The following is a 12,952-nucleotide window of genomic DNA, read 5'->3' on the forward strand; positions in this document are numbered from 1 at the left end:
GTCTCGACGGGAACGCGACGCCTCGACGGAGTGCCCCGCCCGTACCATCGGAGGGTGCCCGAGGAGCCCCGCCTGACCGAGACCACGGCCGCCGACGCCGTGGCGCTGACGCTGTTCGTCCTGCAGGAGGCCGAGATCATGCGGCGCTACGGCGGCGACGACCCCGGGCCGCGGCCGGTACCCGAGACCCCGACGCTCCTCCTCCGCGTCGAGGGCGAGGTCGTGGGCTGCGTGGCGCTCGCCGCGGAGGGCGAGGTCGGCGAGATCAAGCGGATGTACGTGATCGAGCAGGCGCGGGGGCGCGGCTTCAGCCGGCTCCTGCTCGCGGGGGTCGAGGAGCTCGCGGCGCGTCACGGCGTCGAGCTGCTGCGCCTGGTCACGGGCACGCAGCAGCCCGAGGCCGTGGCCCTCTACGAGAGCTCGGGCTACGAGCCGATCCCGGGCTTCGGCTACTGGGGCGACGAGCCCGAGAGCCTCTGCTTCGCGAAGCGGCTCGGCTGAGGCGTACGGAACCGAGGTCGGGAGCGGCTGCTGGCCTCGTCCGGGGGCCTGGCGCCCCTCCGCTCCTCGGTTGCGAACGGAGAGACCCTCAGAACTGAGGCTGAGCGCCCCGATTCCGAGAGAAGAGGCTCGTTCGGCGCGCCCAGCCTTACTTCTGCGGGCGATCGGCCGCGCACCCCGCCCGGCACGCGCCGAGCGGACCGGCGGAGGGCAGCGGTAGTCTGATCCGGACCCCGGCGCGCGCCACGCCCGCGCCGCCGTCTCCTCCTCCGCCGTCGCGGAGGTCCTCGGCTGCCCACGCGGCCGAGGCGACACCGTTCCGCAGAGCCGGAGCGCTGGTCGCAGCAGCACCGGCCGGCCCGGTGCGCCCCCATGCCACGCACATCCCGGCACGACGCCGGCCCCTCCTACCGGAAAGCACCCATGCGAAACGCCCGCACAGCCAAGCCCGCCCGCCACCACCTCGAACTGGCGGCTCCGAAGCCGCTCGAGAAGGGCGGTCTGCGCATCACCCCTCTGGGTGGTCTCGGCGAGATCGGCCGCAACATGACCGTCTTCGAGCACAAGGGCAAGCTGCTCATCGTCGACTGCGGTGTCCTCTTCCCCGAGGAGAACCAGCCCGGCATCGACGTGATCCTCCCCGACTTCGCCGCGATCCGCTCGCGCCTGAAGGACATCGAGGCGATCGTGCTCACCCACGGCCACGAGGACCACATCGGCGGTGTGCCGTACCTGCTCAAGGAGCGGGCCGACATCCCGATCATCGCGTCGACCTTCACGCTCGCGCTCATCTCGGCGAAGCTGCAGGAGCACCGCATCACCCCGCGCACCCGCCCGGTGAAGGAGGGCGACCGCGTCGACGCCGGCGTGTTCGACCTCGAGTTCCTCGCCGTGAACCACTCGATCCCGGACGGCCTCGCCGTCGCGATCCGCACCGAGGCCGGCCTCGTGCTGCACACGGGCGACTTCAAGATGGACCAGTTCCCGCTCGACGGCCGCACCACCGACCTCCCCGGCTTCGCGCGCCTGGGCGACGAGGGCGTCGACCTCTTCCTCGTCGACTCCACCAACGCCGACGTCCCCGGCTTCGCGATCTCGGAGGGCGACCTCGCCCCCGCGATCGACCAGGTGTTCCGCACCGCCCCGCGACGCATCGTCGTGTCGAGCTTCGCGAGCCACGTGCACCGCATCCAGCAGGTCCTCGACGCCGCGCACCGCCACGGCCGCAAGGTCGCGTTCGTCGGCCGCTCGATGGTCCGCAACATGGGCATCGCCGCCGAGCTCGGCTACCTCAAGATCCCGGCCGGCCTCGTCGTCGACATGAAGGTGCTCGAGAAGCTGCCCGCGACCGAAATCGTGATGATCTGCACCGGGTCGCAGGGCGAGCCCATGGCCGCACTCTCGCGCATGGCCAATAAGGACCACATCATCGACATCGGACCCGGCGACACCGTGCTGCTGGCCAGCTCGCTGATCCCCGGCAACGAGAACGCGATCTACCGCATCATCAACGCGTTCACGCGCTGGGGCGCGACCGTCGTGCACAAGGGCAACGCCAAGGTGCACGTCTCGGGCCACGCGAGCGCCGGCGAGCTCGCCTACTGCTACAACATCCTCCGCCCGACGCACGTGCTGCCCGTGCACGGCGAGTGGCGCCACCTCACCGCGAACGCCGCGATCGCGACGCGCACCGGGATCGACGAGAAGAACGTCTTCGTCATCGAGGACGGCGTCTCGATCGACCTCGTCAAGGGCCGCGCCCGCATGAGCGGACGCATCGACGCCGACCACATCCTGGTCGACGGCACCACGATGGGCGTCGCCACCGAGGACGCCATGATCGACCGCCGTGTGCTCGCCGAGGAGGGCGCGATCACCGTGCTCGCCATCGCCGACCTCGACCGCGGCACGCTCGGCGAGCCCGTCGAGTTCTTCACCCGCGGCTTCGTGGAGGAGCCGGGCTGGCAGGCCAACGCGAGCAAGGCGATCGACGACGCCGTGCTGCAGGCCGCCGGATCGCCGACCGACCGCGAGGCGCTCGAGAAGCTGATCACCCGCACGCTCGGCCGCTGGCTGACCCGCCGTCACCGCCGGAACCCGGTCATCACCACGATCGTCGTCGAGGAGTAGCCCCCGCGCGTCCGAGCGCCCGTCCCCTGCAGAAGGGGGCGGGCGCTCAGTCGTGCTCGGTAGAGTCGATCCGATGTCCTCCCCGTCCCGCGCCCGCGCCCGTGCGGCGGCCGCGTTCCCGAACCGGCTGCTGCTGACCAAGCGCGCCTCGGGGACCAACGGATGGCTGAGCTCGTGGGGCACGAACGCGCACGGCGAGATCGCCGGCTGCCCGCCGCCGCGCGCCTAGACCGCGACCGCCCCTCCTCCGGAGACAGCGGCCGCGCTCCCGCGCTCGCCACCACTCCGAACGGACGACCCATGGCTCACCACGACCTGCCCGCTGACCAGGCACCGCACTCCCTCTGGCGGGGGCTCCGCCAGACCCTGCAGAAGGACACCGTCGGCGGTGCCTTCCTCCTCACCGCCACGCTGCTCGCGCTGATCATCGCGAACAGCCCCGCGTCCTCGCTCTACGAGGCGGTGCGCGACTTCCGGTTCGGACCCGAGGCGCTGCACCTGAACCTCAGCGTCGGCTCGTGGGCGGCCGACGGCCTGCTCGCGATCTTCTTCTTCGTCGTCGGTCTGGAGCTCAAGGAGGAGTTCGTCGCCGGCTCGCTGCGGAACCCCCGCACCGCGCTCGTGCCGATCGTCGCGGCGGTCGGCGGAGTCGTCACTCCGGCCCTGATCTTCGTCGCCGTGAACCTGCAGCGCGGAGGAGCGGCACTCGACGGCTGGGCGATCCCGGCCGCCACCGACATCGCGTTCGCGGTCGCGGTGATCGCGGTCGTCGGCAGGTTCCTCCCGCCGGCGCTGCGGACGTTCCTCCTGACCCTCGCGGTGGTCGACGACCTCATCGCGATCACGATCATCGCCGTGTTCTACACGGCGGGGATCGACGCGCTGATGCTCGGCCTCGCGCTGATCCCGCTCGCCGTCTTCGCCGTCTGCGTGCAGCGCGGCGTGCGCGCGTGGTGGGTGCTGATCCCGCTGGGAGTCGCGACGTGGGCGCTCGTGCACGCGTCGGGAGTGCACGCGACGGTCGCCGGCGTGCTGCTGGGCTTCATGGTGCCGGTCGTCGCGACGAAGCGGGCCCGCGTGCAGGTCGGGACCGACGCGGCGGGGAAGCCGATCTACGACGGCCTCGCCGCGCACTTCGCCGACCGCTGGAGCGTGCTGTCGACCTCGTTCGCGGTGCCCGTGTTCGCGTTCTTCTCGGCCGGAGTGACGGTCGGCGGTCTCGCGGGGCTGGCGGAGTCGTTCCAGGACACCATCGCGCTCGGCATCATCGCCGGCCTCGTGCTGGGCAAGCCGATCGGCATCGTCGGCAGCACGTTCCTGCTGACCCGCTTCCGCGGGATCTCGCTCGATCCGTCACTCCGCTGGATCGACATGCTCGGCATGGCGTTCGTCGCGGGCATCGGATTCACGGTGTCGCTGCTCGTGGGCGAGCTCTCGTTCGGCGCCGGCAGCGAGTCCGACGACCACGTGAAGGTCGGCGTGCTCGCGGGCTCGCTCCTCGCGGCGGTCATCGGAGGCGCGATCCTCGCGGCGCGGAACCGGCGCTACCGCGCGACGCCTGCCCCTTCGCTGGTCGAGTAGCCGCGCAGCGGCGTCTCGAGACCGACGTGTCCGGCGGGATCCGGGTCCGTAGGGTGGGTCGGAGCGGGGGAGAGGCGGGCGGATGCGCGGCACGCGGTCGTCACGGGAGGTCCCACTCGTGCAGTGGAACTGGTTCACGCGGGCGAAGACCCCGAGCGAGAGCATCCTCATCGGGATGCTCCTGCTCGCGATCCCCGCGTGGAACTTCTCCGGGTTGCTCATCGACGGCATCTCGTTCGGCCTGAGGCTCGGCGTCCTCGTGGCCCTCTCCGTGATCCTGTTCGGCGTGATGGCGGTGCTCATGGCCGTCAGGCACCCCACCCCCCACGCCGACCTCGCCGCGCGCACCGTCCGCGTCCGATCGCGGGTCACTCCGTTCGCCGACTTCACCTCGGCGAAGCGGCTCTTCCTCGGCAGTCGGTCGAAGCGGGTGGTGATCGAGCTGCACGCGCCCGGCCGCACCGTGCTGCTCGAGCTCCGCGATTCCCTCGGTCGCGTGACGACCGGGCGGACGCAGGAGGCGATCCTCGAGTTCCTCCACGGGAGCGGAGTCGTGCTGCCCACGTCGAGGGACGATCCGACGGGGCGCTTCACCGAGCTGAACTTCCCCGGCAGCCTCAGCCGGGAGCAGGCGATCGCGCTGGCCGAGCGTCCGCTGACCGCACCCGACGTCGGCTCGGGGGCGCACGGCTGAGGTGCGAGGCCGTGGATCCGGACGCGATCCGGAACGACCGCGACACGGACGTCCCGCGCAGGCCGACGTCCGAGCCGACCGGACGCGAACCGGGTCCTGAGGGCGCTCGGCGCCCCGCTCCGAGTCCGGTCGCGGAGGCGGGGTGGCCCGAGTGGGCGCGGGACGGGGTCCACAAGTGCTGCAGAGCCCGATCCGGGTCCACTCGACCGCGTCGGCCGCGCCTCGAACACGTCCCTCATCCGGGGTGGCCTTCCGTGAACCGTCTCACTTAGAGTGTTCACGTTCACATTCCGTGCGAAGACGCGCGAATCCGCGGAGCCCTGCGGGTCGGTCGTCGACGCCGCACCGACCACAGAGGGCCTTCTGCATGACTCGATCACGTTCGGCGGTGAGGATCGCACTGGCGATCGGCACCGTCGCCGCCACGGCGCTGCTCGGCGCCACGGTACCGAGCTCCGCTTTCGGAGCCACGGAGACTCCGCTCCTGCACTACACGTTCGACACCGCGCCCACCGGCACGACGATCGACGACGTGAGCGGCAACGACCACGACGCGACGCTGCGTCGCACCGGTGCGGAGGTCCGCAACGGCGCGATCAGCTTCCCCGGCGGCTCCGCGACCGCCGCTCCCTACCTCGAGATCCCCACCGCGCCGCTCGCCGGCAAGAAGGACCTCACCTTCTCGACGTGGCTCTCGCCCCGCTCCGGCGCGGCCAACACCGCCGCGGCGTTCGTCGGCGCGCCGATCGCGAGCGGCGCCCAGCACTCCTCCGGGTACTGGCTGCTGAACCCCACGAACACCGCCGGCTACGTCAAGTCCGTCGTCACCAACTCCGTCAACGCGGGCGCCCCCTGGGGCACCGAGGTCGGCCCCGGAGCGACGAACACGCAGACGCTCGGAGCGCGCACGCCCGCGGGCCTGTCGCTCTACACGACCGTCATCGACGGCACGAACGGCACACTGAAGGTCTATGTCAACGGCACTCAGATCGGCACCACGACGACGATCGCGCGCGACGTCTCGTCCTTCGGCTCCTCCCTCGTCGCCTACCTCGCGCGCTCGACCTACCCCGACGCGGGCTGGAACGGCGACATCGACGACTTCGCCGTCTACGGCAGCGCCCTCACCGGTGACGCCGTGAGCGCCCTGTACTCCTCGCAGGCTCTCGATCGCGCCGTCGCCTCGGTGACGATCCCGACCGAGGCCACCGCGAGCTTCCCGCTGCCCGCCACCGCCAGCGGCGTCGCGATCACCTGGACCTCGAGCAGCTCCGCGATCGCGGTCAGCGGAGGCACCGCCACCGTCACGCGCCCCGCCGCCGGCTCGCCCGCCGCCTCCGTGGTCCTCACCGCGACCTACGCGGTCGGCGGCGCCACCCGCTCCGTCGCCTACCCGGTGTCCGTGGCGGCGCAGCTCTCCGACACCGAGAAGGTGGACCGCGACCTCGCCTCGATCACCATCCCGAACGTCGGCGACATCCGCACCAACGTCACCGTGCCCTCGACGGGCGCGCTCGGCTCCGGCTTCGTCTGGAGCGTCGTCAGCCCCACCGGCGCGACCCTCCGCGACGGCAGCGCCGCCGGCACCCGCACCATCGACGTCGAGCGCCCCGCCGCCGGCGGCACCGCGATCGACGTCGTCGTCCGCGCCACGGCGACCAGCGGAACGGTGAGCCGCACCCGCGACATCACCCTCCGCGTCCAGCCGCTGCCCACGGGCACCGACGACACCGAGGCCTACGTCTGGGCGTTCTTCACCGGAGAGGGCGACGGCGCCGAGCAGGTCAGCCTCGCCGCCTCGAAGGGCAACGACGCGCTCTCGTGGAACACCCTGAACGGCGGCAAGCCCGTCTTCTCCTCGACCCTGGGCACCCAGGGACTGCGCGACCCGTTCATCATCCGATCGAAGGAGGGCGACAAGTTCTTCATGCTCGCCACCGACCTCAAGATCGCCGGCCTCGCGGGCGGCTTCGACACGTCGCAGAAGTCGGGCTCGAAGCACATCGAGGTGTGGGAGTCGACCGACCTCGTGAACTGGTCCGCGCAGCGGCACGTCAAGGTGTCCTCCGACTTCGTCGGCAACACCTGGGCGCCCGAGGCGTACTGGGACGACGCACTCGACACCTACGTGGTGTTCTGGGCCTCGAACATCTACCCGACCACGAACGTCGCCGATCGCACGTCCGTCACCTACAACCGGATGATGTACGCGACGACCGACGACTTCGTCACCTTCTCGGAGGCGAAGCCGTGGATCGACGTCCAGCGCGGCACCGGCCGCGGCACGATCGACTCGACGATCGCGGAGGAGGACGGCGTCTACTACCGCTTCACCAAGGACGAGGCGTCGATGACGCTGCGCGAGGAGAAGAGCACCGACCTGCTGGCCACCGTCTCGGGCGCGCTGCCCGGCACGGCCGGCCCCGCCGACGAGTGGACCCTGATCAAGGAGCGCGTCGCGTCGGGCCTGCCCAACGGCTCCGGCGGCACCTTCACCAGCGGTGAGGGCCCGAACGTCTTCCCCGCCAACGAGGGCGACGTGAACGGACTCGACTGGTTCCTCTTCATCGACCAGCCCGACTACCACCAGGGACCGAACCACTACGTGCCGTTCGGCACCGACGAGATCGCGGACGGGAACTCCTGGCAGCCGCTGGGCTCCAAGCTCGCCGCGAACCTGCCGCAGAACGCCGACGGAGGGAAGCCCCGCCACGGCACGGTGATCCCGGTCACCCGCGCCGAGTACCAGAAGGTGCTCGAGGGCTTCGCCCCGACCCTCGCGGTCGCCTCGGTCGCTCCGCTGACGGCGACGACCGCCCCGGGCACCGCGCCCGTGCTGCCGCGCGCCACGATCACCACGGCGGCCGGTGCCACGAGCGCCGTCGACGTCGCGTGGGACGCGGTCGCCCCCTCCGCCTACGCCACGGCCGGGACCTTCACGGTCTCGGGAGTCGCGCAGGACGCGTCGCGGATGCCGGTGCAGGCCGTCGTCACGGTGACGGCGTCGCTGAAGGTCTCGGCGACGGCCTCGAGCCGCTGCCTCGCCGGCAAGGTCGTGCTGACGGTCGTCGCCCGCAACGGCGACACCGTGCCGATGGACGTGTCCATCCGCACCTCGGAGGGCGTGAAGACGTTCGCCGGAGTGAAGCCGGGCGCGAACGCCTCGGCCGCCTACACGGTGCGCTCGACGCAGCTCGCCGCGGGCGAGGCGACGGTCACGGCGACGGCGACGGTCGGCGGCTCGCCCGTCACCGCGACGACCGCGGCGCCGTACACGGCCCGCAGCTGCGGCTGATCGGTCGGGATCAGCGCTGCTGACGGGAGCCCGTCGCACTCCGGTGCGGCGGGCTTCCGCCGTTTCCGGAGGCGCGCCGACGCGACGATCGAGACGGCCCACTGCTCGGGAGGCGCGAATCTCGATACGCCCCTGCGGGGCTACTCGACCAGCAGGGTCGTCCTTGATCGAGTAGGTCGCGCAGCGGCCGTATCGAGATCCCCTACCGTTCGGGAGGCGCGGGTCGTGCCCGTCGCCGCCTCGACGCCCGCTGTTCCTCCGCCGTACCCGGGGCGGCGCTAGCGTGCCGCTATGACGGCCGTCGCGACTCCCACCCGCCGTGCCCGCACGTCCCCGGCGTGGGCGCTGCTCGCGGCCGCCGCGTTCCTCGCCTCCGCGGCGCTGCAGCTGCAGGCCGCGGTGCAGCGCTGGCTGATCGTGGGGGAGGCGGGGACGCCGGCCGACCGGACGATCCAGGACCACCTCTACGACTACTCCATGCCCGCGGACCCGTGGGTGAACGTGGGGGCGGCTGCGCAGGTCTTCGGTGTCGCGACGCTGCTGCTCGCCGCGGGGATTCTGGCGCTGATGCGCGCTCTCGCGCCGGTGAGCGCCGTGTTCCGGGCGAGCGCGGTCGCCGTCGCCGCGGTGTTCGCGCTGAACGGAGCGCACGCGCTGGTCTCGGGGCTCCTCGGCGCCCCGACTCCGATCGGAGCCCCGCTGCTGCAGATGGCGCTCAGCCTGATCCCGGTGCTCGGCTTGGGGGCACTCGCGGTGCGAGCCCTCGGGCGCTCGGTGGCGCTGGGCGTCGCGTTCGCCTGCCTGCTCGGCAGCACGATGCCGGGCGTGCTGCTCGCGACGTTCGTGATCGCTCCGGCGGTCATGGGCTTCCAGTCGCACGACACGACGCCGTGGAGCGAGGCGGTGACCGCCGTCAGCACCGCGGCGGCGGGCCTGGCCGCGCTGGTCGGTGCGGCGGTGGGCGCGATCCGTGCGCGGGCGGGCGTCTCGTCCTGAGGCGTCAGCCGTTCAGGATCGGGTTCGGCGAGGTGGAGGGACCCGCTGAGACCTCGTCGACGATGCGCAGGAACTGCTCGACCGCCTGCTCGGAGGTGAGACGGCCGGCGTCGACGAGGTCGGCGATCCGGAGGACGTCGAGTTTGCGGGCGGCGCGGGCCGCGGTGTCGAGTCCGGAGGCGCTGATCGCGGACGACGCGCGCACACGCGCGACGATCGCTCCGACGTGCCACCGTCTGCTGCTGGAAGCCATTCGATCTCCTTCTCTGTCGCAGGGTCTTCGGAGCGAGGCGTGCCTCGGATGGGGGTCGTCGCGGGATCGGAGCGGTCGGGCTGCTCCGGATCCCGTCACAGGTGCAGGATGCTCCAGTCGATGATCACGGCCGCGGCCGTGTAGATCGCGGCGACCGCTCCCACGGCCTTGCCCGCGCGGTCCAGGTCGCTCCGCGGAGTGGGGCGGATGTCGGCGACCACGCGCAGCAGCGCGCCGAGCATCGCGATGACGGTGATCGCCAGCAGCCACACCTTGAGGGCGACGTGCGAGTCGACGTCCATCAGCGTGAGCGTCAGGACCGGTGCGAGCACGAGCACGATCGAGAGCAGCACCAGCAGCACGCCGCGACGGGTCAGCTCGGTGGGGCCGAGCGAGCCCTCGCGGAGCCACGCGCGCAGGCGGGACCGGCGGGTCGCCGGCGTGCCGGGTGCCTCCGCGACGACGGGCCGATGCGGATCGGACGCGGAGCGACGCGGATCGGAGGCGGACGGTCCCGCACCCGCGTCGGGCTCGGCGGACGGCGTGGAGACCGCGGCCGCGCTCTCGATCGTGCTCATTCGGCCGACCCGTACGCGGAGCGCCCGACCTTCGACCGGGCGACGGAGGGAGCCGACGCGGTCGGCCGAGGTGCGAGGTGATGCCGCACGGCGTCCTCCAGGGGATCGTGGCGACCGTCGAGGGCCGCGTCGCGAGAGGGTCGCGAGCTCTCAGTGTCCAGCCGTGAGAGCGCTCCGACAAGCGCCGCTTGCGGACTTGTCCGCTTCCGGACACCGTCGAGGTCGCGCTCAGAGCCGGATGATGCTCCAATCGACGACCACGGACAGCACCGTGAACACCGCGGCGACCGCTCCGACCGCCTTGCCCGCTCGGTCGAGGTCGCCCCGCGGAGTCGGCCGCGCGTCGGCGATCACCCGCAGCACCGCCCCGACGAGCGCGGTGACCGTGATCGTGACCACCGTCACCTTCAGCGACACGTGGGCGTCGACGTGCAGCAGGGTCAGCACGGCGATCGGTGCCAGCACCAGGAGGATCGACAGCAGCACCAGGATCCCGCCGCGGCGCGACAGCGCGGTCGGTCCGAGGGATCCGCCGCGGAGCCAGGCGCGCACGGGACGGTCACCGACCGGCGCGGGGGAGGGCGGGGAGTCGGTCGAGGCGGGCAGAGGATCCTCCAGGATCGGGGCGGGCGGCCCCTCAGTCTCGGGACCGGTCCGCGCGCGCGCAAGGTCCGCTAGCGGACACGTCCGCAAGAGGACGGCCCGCGTTCCGGGCGGTCACCGCCTCTGCCGAACCTCTGCTCCTCCCGGCAAGGCCCTGACAAGCCCTCCCTGCCTGAGGAACCCCTCAGTAACGTGGATGTACCCCTTCGGGACGGAGCGCGAGACCCCCGCTCGCGTCGATCCGACGTCACTCCGTCCGCCACCGCATCGCCCGTCCCCCGTGAAAGGCCACCCATGACGGATTCCCCGCCCGTCCCGACCGCAGACCGCTCCCGTACCCCGGAGCGGTCGTGACGACCGTGTGCGCCCCGCTCGCCCGGACCGACGCCCGATCGGTCGTCGACGACGCCTGCTGCCGCGCCGACGCGCTCCTCAGCGCGCGCATCGCGGACCTCTGGACGGCGAAGTCCGATCCGGAGGCGACCCGGCTGCTTCTGGAGCGCGCCCGCGCGGAGGTCGCCGCCGCCCGCACGCTGCTCGCCGAGGCGGGGTCGGGGGAGTGGTGGTCGGACCTGACCGCCGCCCGCCTGGCCGACGCCTGCGTCGCCGCGCGCCTGTGGGCGGAGGGCGACCCCGCCTGCGCCGACCTCGAGCGCGTCTTCGCCTCCCGCCTGCGCACCGAGCTCGGCATCGACCTCGCGTCGATCCCGCGCCGCTCGGCTCCGCCCGCCTGACCCGCGCTGCTGGTCGAGTAGCCCCGGAGGGGCGTATCGAGACCCGCGGACTCCAGGAGCGCAGTCCTGTGACCGGATGTTCTCGTGCTGGTGGATCTACTTGGAAGAGACCCCCGCTTCCTTGCTGGTCGAGTAGCCCCGAAGGGGCGTATCGAGACCCACGTCTCCCAGAAGATCCGTCTCTTCCCCGCCCTGCGTTGGCGCCGAAGGCGCCCCCTCCGCTCGATACGCCCGCTGTGCGGGCTACTCGATCAGAGGGGAAAGGGTGCTCCCTCCTTTCGCTGGTCGAGTAGCCCCGGAGGGATGCATCGAGACCCGCCGCCTCCAGCGGGTCGCCCTTCGATCAGGATCAGATACGCCCGCTGCGCGGCTACTCGTTCAGCGAGGAGGGGTGCCGCACCCGGTCGGGATGCACCGCGCCGAGCGCCTCCCGCTCGACCTCCCACGCCAGCCCCGACCGGCGCGCACGGCCGAGTCCGCGCGCGATCTCGTCGCTGAGCACCCGTTCGACCGTGTCGCTCAGCGGACGGAAGACGCCTCCGGACGCCCGGTACGCGGCTCCGCTGCGTCGCGCGAACGCCGTGTCGGGCCGCGGGAGGGACAGCGGCAGCGACCGCGGCCCCGCCCAGTGGTCGATCCTGTGCTCCCGGAGCCACTCGTCGGAGCGCGGAGCGAACTCCCCGTCGAATCCGGTGGCCGACCTGACCGCGGCGAGGAACTCCTCGAACGGAGTGCTCGGTCCGACCGCGTCCACGGTCCCGGTGAGGCCTCCTGCTCCCGCCGACACGATCCACTCCGCGAGATCCGCCACGTCGATCGCCTGCACCCAGCGGCCCGCCGGCTCCGGCAGCAGCACGGTGCCGCCCCGCATCAGGCGGGCGGGCCAGTACCCGAAGCGGTCGCTCGGGTCGCCGGGGCCCACGATGAGGCCGGGCCGTGCGATCAGGAGCCGGTCGCCGAGCCGAGCGGTCGACGCCTGCTCGGCGAGCACCTTCGCGTGCGCGTAGTCGGAGGGGTCGGTCGGAGTCACGAGCTCCGCCGACTCGTCGGCACCGCGCTCGTCGGTGCGCGCGTAGACCGAGACGGAGGAGACCAGGGTCCAGTGCGCCGCTCTGTCCGCCAGGGCGCCGAGCGCCCCCTCGACGAGCGCGGGCGGAGCGGCCAGCTCGACGACCGCGTCCCAGTCGCCGTCGAGCCCGTCGTAGGCGCCGGGCTGCGTGCGGTCCGCGACGACGAGCCTCACGCCGTCGGGCACGGGTCCCGTCACTCCCCGAGCGAGGCAGACCACCTCCGCGCCACGCCGCGCCCAGGCCGACGCCGTTTCGCGGCCCAGCCATCCCGTCCCACCCAGCACCAGAATCCGTTGCACGTCCCCAGCTGAGCCGATGCGGACGGCGAGCGGAACACGTGTTCGCTCCGGGCGGCACTCCGATCCGCCGCGTGAGCCCGCCGTTCCGTAGCGTGCTCCTCGTTCCGTCGAGGGACGACGTCGATCCGTCAGGAACGGCGGTCGGTTCGCGGTCGGGACGACCGTCCGTGACGGGTGGGTCCGACCCGTCCGGAGGACGTCGATCCGTCGCGAACGGC

The 12,952-nt window shown here is 72.4% G+C and carries 12 protein-coding genes; 8 read left to right on the forward strand and 4 right to left on the reverse strand.

Annotation, left to right across the window (positions count from 1 at the left end; genetic code table 11):
- Positions 1 to 54 precede the first annotated feature (54 nt).
- From ASF48_RS00730 to ASF48_RS00755, 7 genes are all read left to right on the forward strand, one after another.
- Positions 55 to 501 (forward strand): GNAT family N-acetyltransferase, encoded by a 447-nt coding sequence (locus tag ASF48_RS00730; RefSeq protein WP_055784888.1) that lies wholly within the window; start codon positions 55 to 57, stop codon positions 499 to 501.
- A 423-nt stretch (positions 502 to 924) separates the two neighbouring features.
- The gene (locus ASF48_RS00735; RefSeq protein ID WP_082480882.1) at positions 925 to 2,631 is read left to right on the forward strand and encodes a ribonuclease J; all 1,707 of its coding nucleotides are present in this window, start codon (positions 925 to 927) and stop codon (positions 2,629 to 2,631) included.
- A gap of 73 nt (positions 2,632 to 2,704) precedes the next feature.
- Positions 2,705 to 2,860 (forward strand): hypothetical protein, encoded by a 156-nt coding sequence (locus ASF48_RS19720; RefSeq protein ID WP_170116319.1) that lies wholly within the window; start codon positions 2,705 to 2,707, stop codon positions 2,858 to 2,860.
- Positions 2,861 to 2,931: 71 nt separating this feature from the next.
- A complete protein-coding gene (nhaA, locus tag ASF48_RS00740; protein WP_055784891.1) occupies positions 2,932 to 4,212 on the forward strand; it encodes a Na+/H+ antiporter NhaA in 1,281 nt (426 codons plus the stop codon).
- A 118-nt stretch (positions 4,213 to 4,330) separates the two neighbouring features.
- Positions 4,331 to 4,906 (forward strand): hypothetical protein, encoded by a 576-nt coding sequence (locus tag ASF48_RS00745; protein WP_055784894.1) that lies wholly within the window; start codon positions 4,331 to 4,333, stop codon positions 4,904 to 4,906.
- Positions 4,907 to 5,294: 388 nt separating this feature from the next.
- Entirely contained in the window at positions 5,295 to 8,201 is a 2,907-nt protein-coding gene (locus ASF48_RS00750) for a LamG-like jellyroll fold domain-containing protein (RefSeq protein WP_055784898.1), read from the forward strand.
- Positions 8,202 to 8,492: 291 nt separating this feature from the next.
- Positions 8,493 to 9,197 carry a hypothetical protein gene (locus ASF48_RS00755; RefSeq protein ID WP_055784901.1) on the forward strand — a complete coding sequence of 235 codons (705 nt, stop codon included), beginning with the start codon at positions 8,493 to 8,495 and terminating at the stop codon, positions 9,195 to 9,197.
- 4 nt (positions 9,198 to 9,201) lie between these two features.
- On the opposite strand, the gene ASF48_RS19180 is transcribed toward ASF48_RS00755, so the two are convergent.
- The 3 genes from ASF48_RS19180 to ASF48_RS00770 all read right to left on the reverse strand — a co-directional run bounded on the left by ASF48_RS19180 (position 9,202) and on the right by ASF48_RS00770 (position 10,580).
- Positions 9,202 to 9,450, reverse strand: a complete 249-nt coding sequence (locus tag ASF48_RS19180) for a hypothetical protein (protein WP_055784904.1) — start codon at positions 9,448 to 9,450, stop codon at positions 9,202 to 9,204.
- A gap of 95 nt (positions 9,451 to 9,545) precedes the next feature.
- Positions 9,546 to 10,028 (reverse strand): hypothetical protein, encoded by a 483-nt coding sequence (locus ASF48_RS00765; protein WP_055784907.1) that lies wholly within the window; start codon positions 10,026 to 10,028, stop codon positions 9,546 to 9,548.
- A 228-nt stretch (positions 10,029 to 10,256) separates the two neighbouring features.
- Positions 10,257 to 10,580, reverse strand: a complete 324-nt coding sequence (locus tag ASF48_RS00770) for a hypothetical protein (RefSeq protein ID WP_055784910.1) — start codon at positions 10,578 to 10,580, stop codon at positions 10,257 to 10,259.
- 401 nt (positions 10,581 to 10,981) lie between these two features.
- Here ASF48_RS00770 and ASF48_RS00775 point away from each other — a divergent pair, with 401 nt between their 5' ends.
- On the forward strand, positions 10,982 to 11,365 hold the full coding sequence (locus ASF48_RS00775; RefSeq protein WP_055784915.1) for a hypothetical protein: 384 nt from the start codon (positions 10,982 to 10,984) through the stop codon (positions 11,363 to 11,365).
- A 370-nt stretch (positions 11,366 to 11,735) separates the two neighbouring features.
- Here the strand turns inward: ASF48_RS00775 and ASF48_RS00780 are convergent, their stop codons facing one another.
- Complete coding sequence (locus tag ASF48_RS00780; protein WP_055784919.1) at positions 11,736 to 12,734, reverse strand: NAD-dependent epimerase/dehydratase family protein; 999 nt, start codon at positions 12,732 to 12,734, stop codon at positions 11,736 to 11,738.
- Positions 12,735 to 12,952 lie beyond the last annotated feature (218 nt).

This window comes from Rathayibacter sp. Leaf299 (genome assembly GCF_001423055.1).
Taxonomy (GTDB): Bacteria; Actinomycetota; Actinomycetes; order Actinomycetales; family Microbacteriaceae; genus Rathayibacter; species Rathayibacter caricis.

Coding starts and splice junctions, on each gene's coding strand:
- ASF48_RS00765 (WP_055784907.1), bottom strand. CDS start 10,028: ATGAGCACGATCGAGAGCGCGGCCGCGGTCTCCACGCCGTCCGCCGAG.
- ASF48_RS19180 (WP_055784904.1), bottom strand. CDS start 9,450: ATGGCTTCCAGCAGCAGACGGTGGCACGTCGGAGCGATCGTCGCGCGT.
- ASF48_RS00755 (WP_055784901.1), top strand. CDS start 8,493: ATGACGGCCGTCGCGACTCCCACCCGCCGTGCCCGCACGTCCCCGGCG.
- ASF48_RS19720 (WP_170116319.1), top strand. CDS start 2,705: ATGTCCTCCCCGTCCCGCGCCCGCGCCCGTGCGGCGGCCGCGTTCCCG.
- nhaA (WP_055784891.1), top strand. CDS start 2,932: ATGGCTCACCACGACCTGCCCGCTGACCAGGCACCGCACTCCCTCTGG.
- ASF48_RS00735 (WP_082480882.1), top strand. CDS start 925: ATGCGAAACGCCCGCACAGCCAAGCCCGCCCGCCACCACCTCGAACTG.